Genomic DNA, 15,556 nt, shown 5'->3' with positions numbered 1-15,556 from the left:
AACAGGAAAAGTGAGTACAGCTAGAATCATGGCCTACATCAACGACCCTCACCATACCTGACGGCGGCTAAAGCCGCCGAGTCGCTTTTCTGCCCCGCTCTAAAGAGACGGGGCTACCAAGCTTCCGAGTTTTTATCGTGTCGGCCGAACCAAAATGTTATACTGGGTTGCAGCGCTATGGGCTAATATTATCAAAAATAACAGCAGTCCTTATAGGATAGATTTTGACGGTAGGTGGCTAAAGCCGAGCTGGGCTTTTCCTCCCTGCTTTGAACAGGCAGGGCTTGCAAGTTTTAAGGTGTTTCCGTGAGTTATTGCCTCAATCCCAAATGCCCTAAACCTGATGATGAGTCGAATGCCAAACGACGCATTTGCGCTCAGTGTGGCTCTGATCTGTTTATACAGAGTCGTTATCGTGTTCTCAAAAAGATGGGTGGGGGAGGATTTGGTCAGACTTTTGAGATTCTCGACCAAAAAGATAAGACTCGCAAAGTTTTAAAAGTTCTCCTCAAAGAACATCCCAAGGCGATCGCTCTGTTTAAACAAGAGGCGAAAGTTTTGAGCGAACTTAGTCATCCTGGCATCCCTAAAGTAGATAAAGATGGCTACTTTACCTTTATGCCGAAAGATGAGTCGCCGCTGCATTGTTTAGTCATGGAGAAAATCGAAGGGTTAGACCTTCAGGAGTGGATGAAGGAGCGCAAAAAAGAACCGATTAGCCCAGAATTAGCCATGGATTGGCTAAAACAACTGGTGGAAATTCTCGATCGCGTCCACAGCTTACAGTATTTTCACCGAGATATTAAACCTCAAAACATCATGCGAAAGCCTGATGGCCAACTGGTGTTAATTGATTTTGGCACAGCGCGGGAAGTGACCGAGACAATTATGGGGTTTAGTTCAGATGGCCCCGGCGAACAGGATAATGATAAGAAACGCGCCACAGGAATTGTCTCTCCTGGTTATACGCCGCCAGAACAAACGAACGGGAAAGCAGTACCTCAGTCGGACTTTTTTGCCCTGGGTCGGACTTTTGTTTATCTGTTGACGGGAAAACCCCCCACGGCTTACCCAGAAAATCCTCGCACTGGGAAACTTTTGTGGCGTAAGGGTGCGCCAAATATCCCGAAACAATTGGCGGATGTTCTTGATTATCTGATGGCACCATTTCCGGGAAATCGCCCCCAGAACCCTGGGGTAGTTCTCCAGTGTTTAGCTGAAGTGGAACTTAATCCGCCACCCCGCGATAGTGATGAAAGAGAAGATCCCAAATCAGATACCAAAGGTAAAAAGAAAGAACAGCTGAAGGCGAAAATCCGCCTCAGTGAACTGAAAATTAAGATTCCCTTCAAGGCTATTGGTATTCTGAGTGTGATTGTGACCATGGGGGGGTTGATTTATACCCAGGTAGACGGTTATCGGCGCTATGGCTTAATTCCGGCTAACCCTCTGTTGGTGATTAGAGGGTGGCCTAATCGTATGTGGCTACTGGGGCATAAGGAGGCTTTAGGGCACGTTTATGCTTTGGCGATCGCCCCTGACGGTGAAACTCTGGTTGCGGGAACTTTTGGCACAATTCGACGCTGGGGTATCCATTCTGGAGAGGTTGTTAATCCCGAAAGCGTCCATTCGAGTTGGGTAAGGGCGCTAGCATTCTCCCCCAATGGAGAGATTATGGTCAGTGGTAGTAATGATAAAACTATCCGTATGTGGTGGGGATCGCGTCAACGTACTATTGAAGGACATACAGGAAGTGTCCATGCTTTGGTTTTTAGTCCCAACGGTCAAATTTTAGCTAGTGCTAGCGAAGACAGGACTATTATTCTGTGGGATACCAATGGTCGGCGATTATCAACTATTCTCGCCCATGACCTCCCGGTTAATGCTTTGGCTTTCAATCCCCAGGGTAATGTTCTCGCTAGTGCTAGTGCAGATGCCAGTATCAGATTATGGAATGTCAGTGGTAGTAGTCGCCGACTGACAATTACTGGCCATGGAGATAGTATTAATGCGATCGCCTATAGCCCCGACGGTGAAACCATCGCCAGCGCTAGTGATGATGGAACCGTGCGCTTGTGGAATGCGAATACAGGGGCACAACTGCGGGTTTTTGAGGGACACAGAGGCCCGGTGAAATCCCTAGTGATTACCCCAGATGGCCAAACTTTAATTGCTGGAGGCGATCACATTGTTTTATGGAATCTCAACACCGGGGAAATAATCACTACCCTTTGGGGTCACGGAGACCTGATCACAGCCCTAGCCCTCACCCCAGACGGCAAAATCCTCACCAGTGGTAGTGAGGATAAAACCATTAAAATCTGGCAGCTAAAGCTGTAGACCCAGAGGGGAGTTATATGGGGGGTGTAGGTTGGCTCCGCGCGGTGGTCATTTGGGAATTAACCAGGCGATCGCCATATTGCCTCAACCCGCCCCTACTCCTCCCTCCAGGAAACTCTTAGCTTTCATGCCCCTATTTTAGAAGCGGAAAGTAGTCCGCAGGGTTCCTACCACAATATTAGCATTGCGGGCATTGTGCTCAGGATTGGTCAAAACATAGAAGCCAGGAGTGATGGAAATGTAGTCGTTGAAAGCATAGCGATAGAAGGCTTCAATATGGAAGGAAGTATCGCGATCTTCCAAAGCGGTGGTGTCGTGAGAGGTAACTTTCGGAGGCATTCCGATCACAATACCACCCAAATCTCCTTCACTGAAAGCATCTGGGAAGCCCATAGTCACAGCCCAGTTAAGAACTGTGGCGCTGTCACTGCCATTTCTTTGTTGACTAGCCCAGGTAGCGCCAAACCAGCCACCCAACTCGAACTTCTCAACTACCCGCCAGTTAAACTGGAAGCCTAGGTTATCGCTGGTGCTGGCATTATCCCCAAAGGGGCGATCGGCGATCCAGCTTCCGGTCCCACCGGCCATATTGACATCGCCGTTGGTGAAATATTTACGGGCGTACTCTACCGCAAAACCCAGGCGCTCTGTGGGTTGATATACCAACTGAGCCGACCCAGTATTGCTACCATTGAATAAGCCATTACCAGCAGTAGCATCGGAGGCGTTACCTGCCAAATAACCCAGATTCAGTTTGAACTGACGATCATTACCAAAGGCGAACTTAGCCGCCGCCCCTGCACCTTCTGGGCCCCGGAAAATGGCAGGGTTACGCTGACCAAACCGAGAAATTGAGGCATTAGAACCGCTGTTAAAGGGGGTGATCACATCCATTACGTCATCTAAATCAAGGCTGTTAGCACCGATAAAGATGTGCGCCCGACGATTGAAGGCGGGGAAACGGTAGTACAAATCATCCAGCTCTATCCCATTGGAATTGCCATCAATAGCAGTCCGAGACATTAAGCTATTGGTCAGGTCAAAATTGCTGAGGTTGGGGATATCTCTCGCTTGCAGACGGGTCCTCAATAGGTCTTCGCCGGTGAAGCTAGTATCAAAGTTCAGACGAACCCGGTAGCCGAGATAGGTTTCGGTGGGGTCATCACTGGCTCGGCTAAAGGGACCTCCAGCCACGTTATGTCTAGCGCGATCGCCGAAGCTATCCCCAGGCCAGAATACTACTTCCCCGCGCAGTTTGGTAGTAGTGGAGAACTGATTAGCCTCCAATTCAGCCGTCCGTGCTTCCAAAGCGTACACACGGCCGCGCAAGGTTGCCAATTCCGCCGCGAACTCTTCCTGTAGCCGTTGCAGAACCGCCAAATCCTCGCGAGTTACCAAATTAGCCACAGAAGCAGCAATCAATTCGTTAACCCGTTCCAAACAGGCATTTAAACCAGCGGCAAACTCAAAACGAGTCATCGCCCGGTTACCTCTAAAGGTTCCGTCTGGATAACCTGCAATACAGCCATAACGTTCTACCAAAGACTGAAGGGCTTGGAATGCCCAATCTGTAGGTTGAACGTCAGACAGTTGAGATACAGAAGTCACCTGCTCCATAGAGTCAGCAACTTCACTGTATAGATTGATTTGTTCTAGGTCGGCAATTCTGAGTTCCTGTTCCATCTCAGGTTGTACCTGAGCCACCTGTTGGGTTTCTGTAGAGGACTCAAAACCTAAATCGATTACATCCTGAGACAGAGGAGCCGTGTTCTCGACCTCTGGCGTAACTGCCATGGTTAAGGTGAAATCGGCATCCGGGCTAAATTGATTAACTCCTTCGGCTGCATCTGAAGCTAGGGATGCCACTTCGGAAGTAGTAACCAGCTTGGCTGAAGGGCTTTCTGTTGCTAATGCAGCACTTGTGCTTAACAGAAGAGCAGCACCCAGAACGCCTGGACTCTGCTTGAGAGTGTTCCATAGAATTTTGTTCATCATCTCAAATCTCACACCGACTTAAAAAGACCTAAGCGAGGATGTCCCCAGCTCGAATGAACCAATAGTATCACATCCTAACAGTAGGTGATTACGATTTCACATTAAACGATCGCACCCAAATTTTGTCTACGGATTGCCACAATCGAGGGCTTGGGGGGGTCTGTGGGGTTTTTGCCTGGCCAGTTAGAGCCGATGGGAACCCCACGGGTTTGGATAAACTCCTGACCATCCAGACCAGTCATGGCAAACTCACGAACTTGGGATGCCATATTTCGGCGTTTACCATTATACTCTCCCGGATGTTGGACGGCTAAAAATAGAGTTTGCTGATCGGGGCTAAAAAATGGTCCGCACAATTCACATTCCATGGGTCCGATCGCAAACAGATAAGCCTGACCCGCATCTGGTTCGGAAGTTGGCAAACACCACAGGGAGTTATTACCATATAGACCGATTAGATCTCTCGATGCTAAAGGATCTCCGGCTTGATTTACCCGACCTGGGGGGACGGGTTTGTTTTGAGAGCCAGTGCTAATATCTGTGACCATCCACAAATTACCTTGGCTATCAAACTCCAAATTATCTGGATTGGAAAATCCTAACCCACCTTCGGAAATTTCGCCACCTGCTGCCCACATTTCCCACCGAAATCTGAGCGCCTCCGGATCTCCATGATTTTCAATCAGGCGGACTATCCATCCTGGTTCATGGGGAATAACTCCCCCTGGACCTTGAAAAATCCGCCCATCTGGTCCCTCACCACCCGGATCGCCACCTCCAGAGGTAAATGCTATATATAAGGAACCATCAGGAGCAATCATAGTATCTTCAGGACGGGCGCAACAAGTGGCTCCGGCGGCACTGGCTGCTAAATGAGCATCAATTAGAATCGCACCCTGTTTGGTTGGTGGGTCTCCTGAATACAAATCCCCCAAGGTTTTGTACTGTTTCTTAAAGGTTTCCACCTCTTCATCTGTGGTAGCCACAAAACTGCCCCCTTCTGGGCGCAATGGTAAGGCTAAGGCTCCCCCTATATGAACACTGGCTGGGTCGGGGTTAACGGCTGTATTAGGGGCCATAGGAATCCATTTTCCGCTGCCATCTGGGTAGAATTTGGCGGCGTATAGCATTCCGCTGGTCAAGAGGCGAGAATTTTGGCGATCGCTTGGGTCAACTACCGGGTCACTACTGACAAATTTATATAAGTGTCCGCTACGGCGATCGCATCCCGAATAAAAAGCTAGAGGTTTTCCGGCTTTTACCCTGACACCAACGGCTTCATGGCGATAACGACCCAGCCAAGTATGTTTAGTGCCATAATCTTCTGGGTCGGCTGGATTTACTTCTACAATCCAACCATATTTGTTCCCGGCTAGTCCTAAGACGTTACCGAGACCCCTAGTGGTGGAAAAGGGAGTATCCGAAGGGGAGAAAGATGTACCATCGGGATGTACCGACTCGGTGACATAACTCTGGAAGTTTTCCTCAGCACTTAATACTGTTCCCCAAGGGGTTGTTCCCCCGGCACAGTTGGCGAAAGTGCCAATGATTTTATCTCCGAGGCGATCGTTATAACCCCTTCCCCCCTGGCGAAAAACTCCCACCGCTGGACCTGTAGCCTTGAGATACCGTCCATCAGTCCAACCGGAAATTCCAGTAATGCGGCGATCGACAGATGAGTAAGTCCGTACCCATTTACCCTCACTATCTCGACCTAGGGAAATTACCCCCATTCCCATGTCGATTAACCCTTCTTTAGAAATCTCCAGAATTGCTTGTCTGAGAGGGTCTTGTGCGGGCAAAGAAAAAGCATCAATACTCTGGCTTTGGGCAGCTTCAAAAGCCTGTTTAACTACCGCCATTGGTAGCGATCGCCCTATCACTTCCTCGTAAGTTTCCAACCATGGTTTAGCGCTAACGTACTCAAAGTTAACAGTTAAAAAACCCTGATTTTTATCAGTCTGTATAAATGACAAATAATCATTGTTATACCCACAACGAGAATCACCCACCGCCTCCCCCCAAGTGGCGATGACATCATAGGTGAACCCTTCCGGAAGTACCAAATCATCAATTACCTCGTACTGACTATATTTTCCTGATATAGCTTGATGATCGGCAACGGTTATCGTCTCGTAGGTGGGCAAAGGCATAGGACCTTTGACCGGTTTAAAACTTGGGGAAAATGACGATATTTCCGTAGTTGATGAACTACTCAGCACATTACCCGGCTCTGATGGCTGACAGCCCTTGAGAGCCACCGCCCCCATACCCGCACTAATAAACAGCAAAAAATCTCGACGCTTATAAGAAGCCATAAATCTGCCTATTTATAAAACCTTTGATAATTTTACCCAAACCGATACCCAAATCCTCTGACTGTAATGATATATTCTGGTTTACTCGGTTCAACTTCTAACTTTTCTCGTAACCAGCGAATATGAACATCCACAGTTTTACTATCCCCTACAAAATCTGTACCCCAAATTACATCTAAAAGTTGTTCACGAGACCAAACCCGACGGGGATAACTCAAAAATAATTCTAGCAAACGAAACTGTTTGGGTGAGAGTTGAACTTCCTCACCCCGAATTATCACCCGACATTCTTCTTGATATAGGATGATATCTTTATATTGAAGCATCACAGGTCCTGGAAATTTCCCTATTCTTTGGCGACGGATTAACGCACGACACCGAGCTATAAACTCACGGATACTGAAGGGTTTGGTCAGGTAATCATCCGCCCCGGCTTCTAAATAAAATGCACAATTGTTGGCGTTTTCTTTGTTACCAATAATTAAAATTGGCACAGATTGACCATGATGCCGTAACATACGACACAGATCTAAACCATTGGTTGCATCCAAAATGAGAAGGTTAAAGGGAAACTCTGCGGTAATTGCTCCCGTATTGGAAATCGAAGGCAGGGCATCCCGGCTGTCTTGGGCAATCACGATTTTATAGCCTTGTTCTTCCAGAGCAATGGATAATATATCCCGCCACGGCTCCTCATTTTCCAGCAACAAGATATGTCCAGTATCTATGACATCTGAGCGGTAAGACTTCTTACTCAAATCTGGGGAAAACATAAGTATTTATTCCTGGATGGATGATGGTGTTTGTCAAAACTTAGAGAATTCAACCCCAAGTGGGTTAGTTATGAGGAAAATTAATCTATCACCATCCATCCGACAAAGGTATGTTCTCCATTATTTATGAGTTCGAGGAGTTGTGAGTGTCTGACAATGACAAACATTTGATCGGGATTGACCCGACCCGCAAGCACCTCAGTTGTCTCTGACTCTGGCTTAATGGCCAGGTTGTTCAACATTAGTTTCCACCCCCAATCTGCCCGGTGTTGTTAAATGTTCGTGGATCATTAGTGGAGCTACCTTCCATCGTATTTGAGATGGGTTAACTTTAGGTAAAGGAAAAGTAATGTTTTGGTTAAGCTATGGGATTAGATTAAAATATTGTTGTGAATGTCTAATAAGTTGATAAAAATATACAAATATAATGTTGTTACACCTAAGCACATGGCCGGAAGTGGAGGCTTACCTCCAGAAGTCTACAGGGATTATCCTACCGATTGGATCAACGGAACAACACGGACCGACGGGGTTAATTGGCACTGATGCCATTTGTGCGGAAGCGATCGCTAAGGGAGTAGGAGAGGCTACCCAAGCCTTAGTGGGTCCTACCTTAAATGTGGGTATGGCGCTCCACCATACTGCTTTTCCAGGATCCATCAGTTTACAACCTAGTACCTTGATTAGGGTAATCAAGGATTATATCACATTCTTGGCTAAAAGTGGGTTTACGACATTTTTCTTTATTAACGGTCATGGGGGTAATATTGCGACTCTCAAAGCTGCCTTTTCCGAAACCTATGCCCACCTAGCTGATCTTAACTTAGCAAATAGCGATCGCATTCGTTGCCGGGTTGGTAACTGGTTTATGTGTCCATCAGTCTATAGACTAGCTAAAGAACTTTATGGGGATAGTGAAGGTTCCCACGCTACCCCCAGCGAGGTAGCAGTTACCCAGTACCTCTACCCAGAGTCCATTAAAAAAGCACCCCTCAACCCTAATGTTGCTAAAGGTCATCCTATCTATGGTGCGGCTAACTTTCGCCATAACTATCCCGACGGTCGCATGGGTTCAGACCCTAGTCTAGCTACCCCGGAGCATGGTCAGAAACTCTATGAGTTAGCGGTAAAGGAACTTAGCCAGTCTTATCTGGAATTTCTCAATCAAAGTGTTTTTTGATATTAGCTGCTCGGAAAATTAGTAGTTTAAAGATGATCTATCAAGGCTGGGGGTTCATCAACGCTACAATATTCAAGGTACATATTAGGTACATATTAGGTACAGATTAGGTACAGATTAAAGGTAGTATCGGCATACTCTCAAGTTTTGTCATCTAGTTTGATCCGTTGGTTTCGGAGAAGAGAACAGTGCCACAGTTATTAGATCATTTTTTGGCATCCAATTTCTATATACCCCACGGTCATTGTTATCTGTGGCAACCTTCCTTGGTTGCACTTCATGTCATTAGTAACGGGTTAATTGTGTTCGCCTATTTTTCAATTCCGGCGATGCTAATTTACTTCTTCCGTCAACGCCAAGACCTGCCATTTTTAAATATTTTTAAGCTATTTGGTGCTTTTATTATTCTCTGTGGTATTGGTCATGGTTTCGATATTTGGACTCTGTGGTTTCCTAATTATTGGTTGTCGGGATTTGAAGGAGCAATCACGGCGGCAATTTCCGTATATACAGCCATAGTATTACTGGAGATATTACCCTATTTTTTGTCATTAAAAACCCCCGAAAAATTAGAAGCAGTTAATCAGGAACTGCACAAGCAAATTCAAGAACGGCAAAAAACCGAAGAAATTTTGCGGGCAATTGTCATGGGGACGGCATCAGTAACTGGGGCGGATTTTTTCCCGGCTTTAGTGCAGAACCTGGCTAGATGTTTAGATATTCCCTATGTATTTGTTACCGAAGTTGTCAGCGATGAGCAACCGCTAAAATTACGAACTCTGGCTTTTTGGTCTCAAGATGATTTCGCCGATAATCATGAATATGAATTAGAATATAGCCCTTGTGCGGTAGTTTTAGAGACTCAAAAAGTTTGTTTATATGCAGACAATTTACAACAAATTTTTCCAGAAAATCAATATTTTAAACAACTGAATGTTCACAGTTATTTGGGCATTCCATTGATGGCTCAAAATCAGAAAGCGATCGGGATTTTATCTATCTTAGATGTGAAGCCTTTAGTCCAAGATGAACTAGCGCAAGCTGTCCTCAATATTTTCGCATCCAGGGCAGCTACAGAACTACAAAGAAAATGGGCAGAAGAAGCTAAAAATCAAGCCTATGAAGACCTAGAAATAAGGGTTGAGGAACGAACATCAGCCCTCAAAAATATTAATATTGCCCTGGAAAATCAAATTCAAGAGCGCATGGCTACAGAAATAGCTATGCAACTTATGGCAGACCAGGAGAGAGCCATTAATCGGGTGATTTCACAAATGCGACAAAGTTTGAATTTGGAGGTAATTTTTCAGGCAACTGTTAATGAGTTGCGGACGGCAATTGAAGTAGATCGTGCCCTAATTTATCGGTTTAATGCTGACTGGAGTGGGGTGATAATCAAAGAGTCTGTGAGTCCGGGATGGCAGAAAATTCTGAGCGAAAATCAGGGAGAAGAAGCGACTACACAGAATACAGTAGATGAAGATCATTGTATTGTCAAAAAACTAGGCTCTTCTCACGAATTAATTGAGGATACTTACTTAAAAGAAACTCAGGGAGGGTTTTACTCACGAGAGAAAAGTTGTTGTTGTGTTCAAGATATTTACAATTCGGGTTTTTCGGATTGCTACCTGAAATTTTTAGAACAATTTCAAATCCGAGCATATATCATTAGTCCAATTTTTCAAGGATATCAACTTTGGGGATTATTATGTGTGTATCAAAATGATGGTCCGCGAGAGTGGAAAACGGCAGAATCTAAGGTGGTTACTCAAATTGCTAATCAGCTAGGAGTGGCTGTGAAACAGGCGGAATTGTTCGCACAAACTCAGAAACAGGCGGCGGAGTTAAAACGGGTTGCTGATGCTGCTAATGTTGCTAACCGGGCTAAAAGTGAGTTTTTGGCTAATATGAGTCATGAACTTCGCACTCCTCTTAATGCTATTTTAGGCTTTACTCAATTGCTACAACGCGATCGCACTTTAGCAGCCAAACATCAAGAATATATTAAAATTGTTAATCAAAGTGGGCAACATTTACTAGGGTTAATTAATGATGTCTTGGAGATGTCAAAAATCGAGGCGGGACGGATTACTTGTAACCCGACTGAGTTTGCAATTAAACGCTGTTTACAAGCTATTCAAGTCATGTTGCAACTCAAGGCTGAGTCGAAGGGATTAACTCTCAATTTCCAGGTAGAAGAGTCGGTGCCGAAATTCGTGAGAACTGATGAAAGTAAATTGCGCCAAGTATTGGTGAATTTAATTAGTAATGCTATTAAGTTTACCCGGGAAGGGGAAGTGACTTTAAAGGTGTCGGTTGGTCAAGTTGATGAAGACCTAGGGTTATTTGAGGATAATGGGGTGAGTAATACCTACTTGAGGTTTGAGATTATAGATAGTGGATGCGGTATTGCAACGGAAGAAATTAATGACTTATTCCAAGCATTTAAGCAAACCCAATCGGGTCGAGAATCGCAACAGGGGACGGGTCTGGGATTAGTGATATCTCAAAGATTTGTGAATTTAATGGGGGGTGAAATTCAGGTAAGTAGTGAACTGGGTCATGGTAGTTGTTTTAGTTTCCAAATTCCCGTGGGTGTGGCAGACCAGATGGTTAATGAATCTGAGAATGCATTAAATCAGGCTTGTCGGTTAGCACCGGGACAGCAAGACTATCGAATTTTGGTGGTGGAAGATAACCCAGTTAATCGGTTATTACTCACTACATTATTGCAGGATGTGGGTTTTGAGGTTCGGGAAGCTGAAAATGGACAGGAAGCGATCGCACTTTGGCAACAGTGGCATCCCCACTTAATTTTTATGGATATGCATATGCCAGTGATAGATGGGTTTGAAGCCACCCAATATATTAAACAGTCTGAAGTTGATGCTATTCCGGTAGTTGTTGCCATTACAGCCAGTGCCTTTACTGAACAAAGACAAAACTGTATTGATGCCGGGTGTGATGACTTTATTAGTAAGCCATTTCGGCGGGAACAAGTTTTAGAAACCCTGACTAAATATTTGGGGGTCAAATACCAAGTTGATGAACCAAATGCGATCGCCTCTGCCGCCGTAGCCACTTCCGAACCTCAAAACCATGACCATGTAGCCATAAATACCGAGACCTTGGCGATGATGCCAGCAGAATGGTTAGAGCAAATCCACTATGCTGCTCAATTAGGAAATGATATGATGATCTTATCTTTGATCAAACAAATTCCCCCAGAGCATTCAGATTTAGCCAAGACTTTAACCAGTATTGTGGAAAACTTCCAATTTGAGCGATTGTTGGAAATGTTGAATTCCGATACTATGGGGAGCGATCGCTAACTATGCACCGGCAAAATCAACCTTTCACGAGCCATAATTGCCTTGGGAAAAACCGCCTGGACTTCATGGCTAATTTGGTCAAGGAAATCATCTGAGTGGCTAGGGTCATGATGAAAAATCACCACCCGTTTCACATCCGCCGCCTCCGCAATTTTCACTGCTTCTTGCCAGGTTGAATGTCCCCAACCCACCTTGGGAGACTTAGGATTATGATATTCCTCATCAGTATACATAGCATCATAAATAAGGATATCAGCCCCCTGAGCCAATTCTACCACATTCTCATCCAAGCCATCAGGCAGATGCTCTGTATCGGAACAGTAGACCACAGTTCGTCCTTGCCAAGTGACACGATACCCCATAGCAGTATTGGGGTGATTCAGTTGTCCGGTTTCAATCTTGATATCATCAAGCATCATAGTGTCCCCCGGTTTCAATTCATAAAACCTCAGATCTGCTTGTAATCCACTCAGGGGAATGGGGGAGTTAGGATGAAGTACGCGATCGATGAAATGCTTTTTCATCGATTCTCCATCTGGGGGGATAGTGCCATAGATATGAAAGCAGTTCCCCGGGGTAAAAGCCGGGGTAAACAGGGGGAAACCCTGGATATGATCCCAGTGGTAATGGGTAAAAAACATATAGGCTTCCATAGGCATTTGTGGTATTAGGGAATCACCCAGGGAGCGTAACCCAGTACCACCGTCAAAAATCAGCCTTTTTCCGGCAATACGCATTTCCAAACAAGAGGTATTACCACCATAGCGGATGGTATCTTTTCCTGGGGTGGGGATACTGCCGCGAACTCCCCAAAACTCCACCACAAAATCATCGGGATTTTGATCACAGGAGTCTGGGTTATCTCGACCAGTTGCCAACACAGAAGATGGGGTGATGGTTTCCATGTTTTAATCTTGAGGATTTAAAGTTCTACACTGACCGTGATCGCGCAATAGATGGTCACAGAGTACCAAGGCAACCATTGCTTCTACCATAGGAACTGCTCTGGGCAAAACACAAGGATCATGTCGTCCTTTTGCTGCCAGAGTGGTTTCCTCGCCCTCACGGGTGACAGTTTTCTGTTCTTTACGAATTGTAGCAGTTGGCTTGAAGGCAACTCGCAAAATTATGGGTTCTCCGTTAGAAATTCCCCCCTGGACACCGCCGGAACGATTGCTCAGGGTGCGGACGGCTCCAGTGTCATCAATATAAAATTCATCATTATGTTGACTACCTGTGAGCATAGTGCCAGCGAAACCAGAGCCGATTTCAAAACCCTTACTAGCGGGTAGGGACATGACGGCTTTGGCTAGGTCTGCTTCTAGTTTATCGAATACTGGCGAACCTAGTCCAGTAGGAGCGTTACGAACTACGCATTCGACTACGCCGCCAATGGAGTCCCCCTGGTCTCTAATGTCTTCAATTAGTTGAATCATCTGTTTGGCGCTGTCGGGGTTAGGACAGCGGACTATATTGCTTTCGACTTGTTCAAGGGTAACGGTTGCCGGATCGATCGCTGCTTCTAGGTCTTTGATGCGTTTGACATAACCGATGATTTCCACGTTGGCGACCTGTTTAAGGATTTTTTTGGCTATAGCACCTGCTGCTACCCTACCAATAGTTTCACGAGCGGAAGACCTACCGCCACCTTGCCAATTGCGAATCCCATATTTAGCATCATAGGTAGCATCGGCATGGGAGGGGCGATATTTTTTCGCCATTTCATCATAATCTTGGGGGCGGGTGTCTTTATTTTTGACTATGATCATGATCGGGGTTCCTAGGGTGTGCCCTTCAAATACCCCACTGAGGATTTCGCAGGTGTCGCTTTCTTTGCGAGGGGTGGTAATTTTGCTTTGTCCGGGTCGGCGACGATCTAATTCCTGTTGGATTTCTGAGATGTCTAGGGGGAGGCGGGGAGGACAGCCATCGATGATGACTCCAACCCCCCCACCGTGGGATTCACCGAAGGTGGTGATCCTAAATAAATGCCCAAATGTGTTGCCCATGCTGGTCTTGTCTAAAAGGTTGTAGAGTCTCGATCCTATCAGATCTTGCACTATCAACGGACCGGGCTACAGTCGGTTATGCTTGAAATACTGCTGCTGCCATTAGTCTTCGTGATCCTCAAAGGGGTCACTGAGTTCTTCCGAGGGAGGACCGAAGGCGGTATAAATGGCATAGGCAGCGATCGCTACCACGGTGGCAGCGAGGGAAATGTTAAGAGCTATTGCAGGTTCCATGATATTTGATTCAATTATGAGCCTTGTTCTTATATAATATTACGAAACATTAAAATTTGCTGTTCAACCCATTTAAAGGTGACTTATGGCACAAAGGACTTGGTTAGGCGATCGACTCAGACCCCTCAACTCAGAATATGGTAAGGTTGCCCCCGGTTGGGGTACTACTCCCCTGATGGGAGTTTTTATGGGGTTATTCTTCGTGTTTCTGTTGATTATCCTACAGATCTATAACTCCTCACTGATTCTCGAAAATGTCAGCGTGGACTGGGCTAACCTAACTCGCTAAGTTGAGGGTCCGGGAGAGGCGCAAATCTACTAACTGGCTAAATTGGCGATCGCTATGGATTTCTGGTCAGGTTTGTTTAATGGCTATGTGCGGCTCTCCCTGGGAATCATATTGAACTAGCGATCGCCATATTTTTAGCCCCAAGTTCCCTGTTAACAGGGACTATACCCTAGGCGACTTCCCAACTACTGGAGACATTAAATGAATATTTTTGGCATGGGTTTACCAGAGATGGCTGTCATCCTGGTATTAGCACTTTTGATTTTTGGTCCGAAAAAATTACCCGAAATGGGTCGCAGTTTAGGAGAGGCGATCCGCAAGTTTCAAGAAGCCTCCCAGGAATTTAAGACCGAGTTTAATCGGGAAGCAGAACAGATCCAAGCTGCTACTCGCCCCCAAAATACTAACTCCGAAAGTGATAATTCTTAGCAGCAATTTTGTCCTCTGCAATGGCTTTAATACCACAACTAATTGTAGGTTTAGGTAATCCGGGGTCAAAATATGACCGTACCCGCCACAATATTGGCTTTGAAGCCGTCGATTTCTTGGCTGACAAGTGGGGGGCTAACCTATCGGAAAACCGTCGATTTCAGGGGGTATTTGGTGAGGCTAAGATGCGATCGCATAACAAGCTGTACCTCCTGAAACCCTTAACTTACATGAATCGGTCAGGTCAAGCTATTCGGTCTGTGGTGGACTGGTACAAACTCCCCCCGGAATCCGTGTTAGTGATTTATGATGACATGGATTTACCAGTAGGACGGCTGCGCCTGCGGCTGTCCGGTTCCGCTGGGGGACATAATGGCATGAAATCGGCGATCGCTCATTTAGGGACTCAAAATTTCCCTCGCCTCCGCCTAGGAATTGATAAACCCCAACCCCCAGCCAGTAGCAGCGATCGAGAAACCATCTCCCACGTCCTGGGTAAATTTCCCCCTAATGAGCGCCAGACTATGGATAAACTGTTACAACAGGTATTAGAAGCCATAGAATTAGCCCTAGAAGATGGAGTAGAAAAAGCTATGAGCCTCTACAATAGTCGCAGTGTTGACTAATGTCCAGAATCTGAATTTCCTGCATTATCCC

The 15,556-nt window shown here is 45.9% G+C and carries 13 protein-coding genes; 6 read left to right on the top strand and 7 right to left on the bottom strand.

Going from position 1 to position 15,556, the window contains the following annotated elements; genetic code table 11:
- Positions 1-306 precede the first annotated feature (306 nt).
- Entirely contained in the window at positions 307-2,340 is a 2,034-nt protein-coding gene (locus P5674_RS13665; protein ID WP_014275938.1) for a serine/threonine-protein kinase, read from the top strand.
- A 138-nt stretch (positions 2,341-2,478) separates the two neighbouring features.
- Here P5674_RS13665 and P5674_RS13660 read toward each other — a convergent pair whose 3' ends face one another.
- The 4 genes from P5674_RS13660 to P5674_RS13645 all read right to left on the bottom strand — a co-directional run bounded on the left by P5674_RS13660 (position 2,479) and on the right by P5674_RS13645 (position 7,668).
- Positions 2,479-4,332, bottom strand: coding sequence for an iron uptake porin (locus tag P5674_RS13660; RefSeq protein ID WP_043468376.1), 1,854 nt, complete (start codon positions 4,330-4,332; stop codon positions 2,479-2,481).
- 104 nt (positions 4,333-4,436) lie between these two features.
- Complete coding sequence (locus P5674_RS13655) at positions 4,437-6,653, bottom strand: PhoX family protein (RefSeq protein ID WP_152088492.1); 2,217 nt, start codon at positions 6,651-6,653, stop codon at positions 4,437-4,439.
- Positions 6,654-6,685: 32 nt separating this feature from the next.
- On the bottom strand, positions 6,686-7,426 hold the full coding sequence (locus P5674_RS13650) for a winged helix-turn-helix domain-containing protein (protein WP_006618387.1): 741 nt from the start codon (positions 7,424-7,426) through the stop codon (positions 6,686-6,688).
- An 80-nt stretch (positions 7,427-7,506) separates the two neighbouring features.
- The gene (locus P5674_RS13645; protein ID WP_014275935.1) at positions 7,507-7,668 is read right to left on the bottom strand and encodes a hypothetical protein; all 162 of its coding nucleotides are present in this window, start codon (positions 7,666-7,668) and stop codon (positions 7,507-7,509) included.
- Between the two features lie 185 nt (positions 7,669-7,853).
- Between P5674_RS13645 and P5674_RS13640 the strand changes: the two genes are divergently transcribed.
- Both P5674_RS13640 and P5674_RS13635 read left to right on the top strand, forming a co-directional pair.
- Positions 7,854-8,606, top strand: coding sequence for a creatininase family protein (locus P5674_RS13640; RefSeq protein WP_014275934.1), 753 nt, complete (start codon positions 7,854-7,856; stop codon positions 8,604-8,606).
- A gap of 188 nt (positions 8,607-8,794) precedes the next feature.
- Positions 8,795-11,938, top strand: coding sequence for a GAF domain-containing protein (locus tag P5674_RS13635; RefSeq protein WP_043468373.1), 3,144 nt, complete (start codon positions 8,795-8,797; stop codon positions 11,936-11,938).
- On the opposite strand, the gene P5674_RS13630 is transcribed toward P5674_RS13635, so the two are convergent.
- The 3 genes from P5674_RS13630 to psbN form a co-directional block, all read right to left on the bottom strand.
- On the bottom strand, positions 11,935-12,843 hold the full coding sequence (locus tag P5674_RS13630) for an MBL fold metallo-hydrolase (protein WP_006618390.1): 909 nt from the start codon (positions 12,841-12,843) through the stop codon (positions 11,935-11,937). The two genes, P5674_RS13635 and P5674_RS13630, sit on opposite strands and share 4 nt — an antisense overlap.
- A gap of 3 nt (positions 12,844-12,846) precedes the next feature.
- A complete protein-coding gene (gene aroC / locus P5674_RS13625; protein WP_152088490.1) occupies positions 12,847-13,947 on the bottom strand; it encodes a chorismate synthase in 1,101 nt (366 codons plus the stop codon).
- 102 nt (positions 13,948-14,049) lie between these two features.
- Positions 14,050-14,181, bottom strand: coding sequence for a photosystem II reaction center protein PsbN (psbN, locus tag P5674_RS13620; protein ID WP_006618392.1), 132 nt, complete (start codon positions 14,179-14,181; stop codon positions 14,050-14,052).
- 85 nt (positions 14,182-14,266) lie between these two features.
- Between psbN and psbH the strand changes: the two genes are divergently transcribed.
- From psbH to pth, 3 genes are all read left to right on the top strand, one after another.
- Positions 14,267-14,470 carry a photosystem II reaction center phosphoprotein PsbH gene (gene psbH, locus P5674_RS13615; RefSeq protein WP_006618393.1) on the top strand — a complete coding sequence of 68 codons (204 nt, stop codon included), beginning with the start codon at positions 14,267-14,269 and terminating at the stop codon, positions 14,468-14,470.
- 201 nt (positions 14,471-14,671) lie between these two features.
- Entirely contained in the window at positions 14,672-14,899 is a 228-nt protein-coding gene (locus P5674_RS13610; RefSeq protein WP_006618394.1) for a TatA/E family twin arginine-targeting protein translocase, read from the top strand.
- 20 nt (positions 14,900-14,919) lie between these two features.
- Entirely contained in the window at positions 14,920-15,525 is a 606-nt protein-coding gene (gene pth / locus P5674_RS13605) for an aminoacyl-tRNA hydrolase (RefSeq protein WP_006618395.1), read from the top strand.
- Positions 15,526-15,556 lie beyond the last annotated feature (31 nt).

The organism is Limnospira sp. PMC 289.06 (assembly GCF_032350395.1).
In the GTDB taxonomy this organism is placed as follows: domain Bacteria; phylum Cyanobacteriota; class Cyanobacteriia; order Cyanobacteriales; family Microcoleaceae; genus Limnospira; species Limnospira platensis.
This window is presented reverse-complemented; position numbering and strand designations above follow the sequence as displayed.

Excerpts from the sequence above, each read along its gene's own strand:
- P5674_RS13650 (WP_006618387.1), bottom strand. The coding sequence starts at position 7,426 with ATGTTTTCCCCAGATTTGAGTAAGAAGTCTTACCGCTCAGATGTCATA.
- psbN (WP_006618392.1), bottom strand. The coding sequence starts at position 14,181 with ATGGAACCTGCAATAGCTCTTAACATTTCCCTCGCTGCCACCGTGGTA.
- P5674_RS13645 (WP_014275935.1), bottom strand. The coding sequence starts at position 7,668 with ATGTTGAACAACCTGGCCATTAAGCCAGAGTCAGAGACAACTGAGGTG.
- P5674_RS13630 (WP_006618390.1), bottom strand. The coding sequence starts at position 12,843 with ATGGAAACCATCACCCCATCTTCTGTGTTGGCAACTGGTCGAGATAAC.
- aroC (WP_152088490.1), bottom strand. The coding sequence starts at position 13,947 with ATGGGCAACACATTTGGGCATTTATTTAGGATCACCACCTTCGGTGAA.
- psbH (WP_006618393.1), top strand. The coding sequence starts at position 14,267 with ATGGCACAAAGGACTTGGTTAGGCGATCGACTCAGACCCCTCAACTCA.
- P5674_RS13655 (WP_152088492.1), bottom strand. The coding sequence starts at position 6,653 with ATGGCTTCTTATAAGCGTCGAGATTTTTTGCTGTTTATTAGTGCGGGT.
- P5674_RS13610 (WP_006618394.1), top strand. The coding sequence starts at position 14,672 with ATGAATATTTTTGGCATGGGTTTACCAGAGATGGCTGTCATCCTGGTA.
- P5674_RS13660 (WP_043468376.1), bottom strand. The coding sequence starts at position 4,332 with ATGAACAAAATTCTATGGAACACTCTCAAGCAGAGTCCAGGCGTTCTG.
- pth (WP_006618395.1), top strand. The coding sequence starts at position 14,920 with ATGGCTTTAATACCACAACTAATTGTAGGTTTAGGTAATCCGGGGTCA.
- P5674_RS13640 (WP_014275934.1), top strand. The coding sequence starts at position 7,854 with ATGTTGTTACACCTAAGCACATGGCCGGAAGTGGAGGCTTACCTCCAG.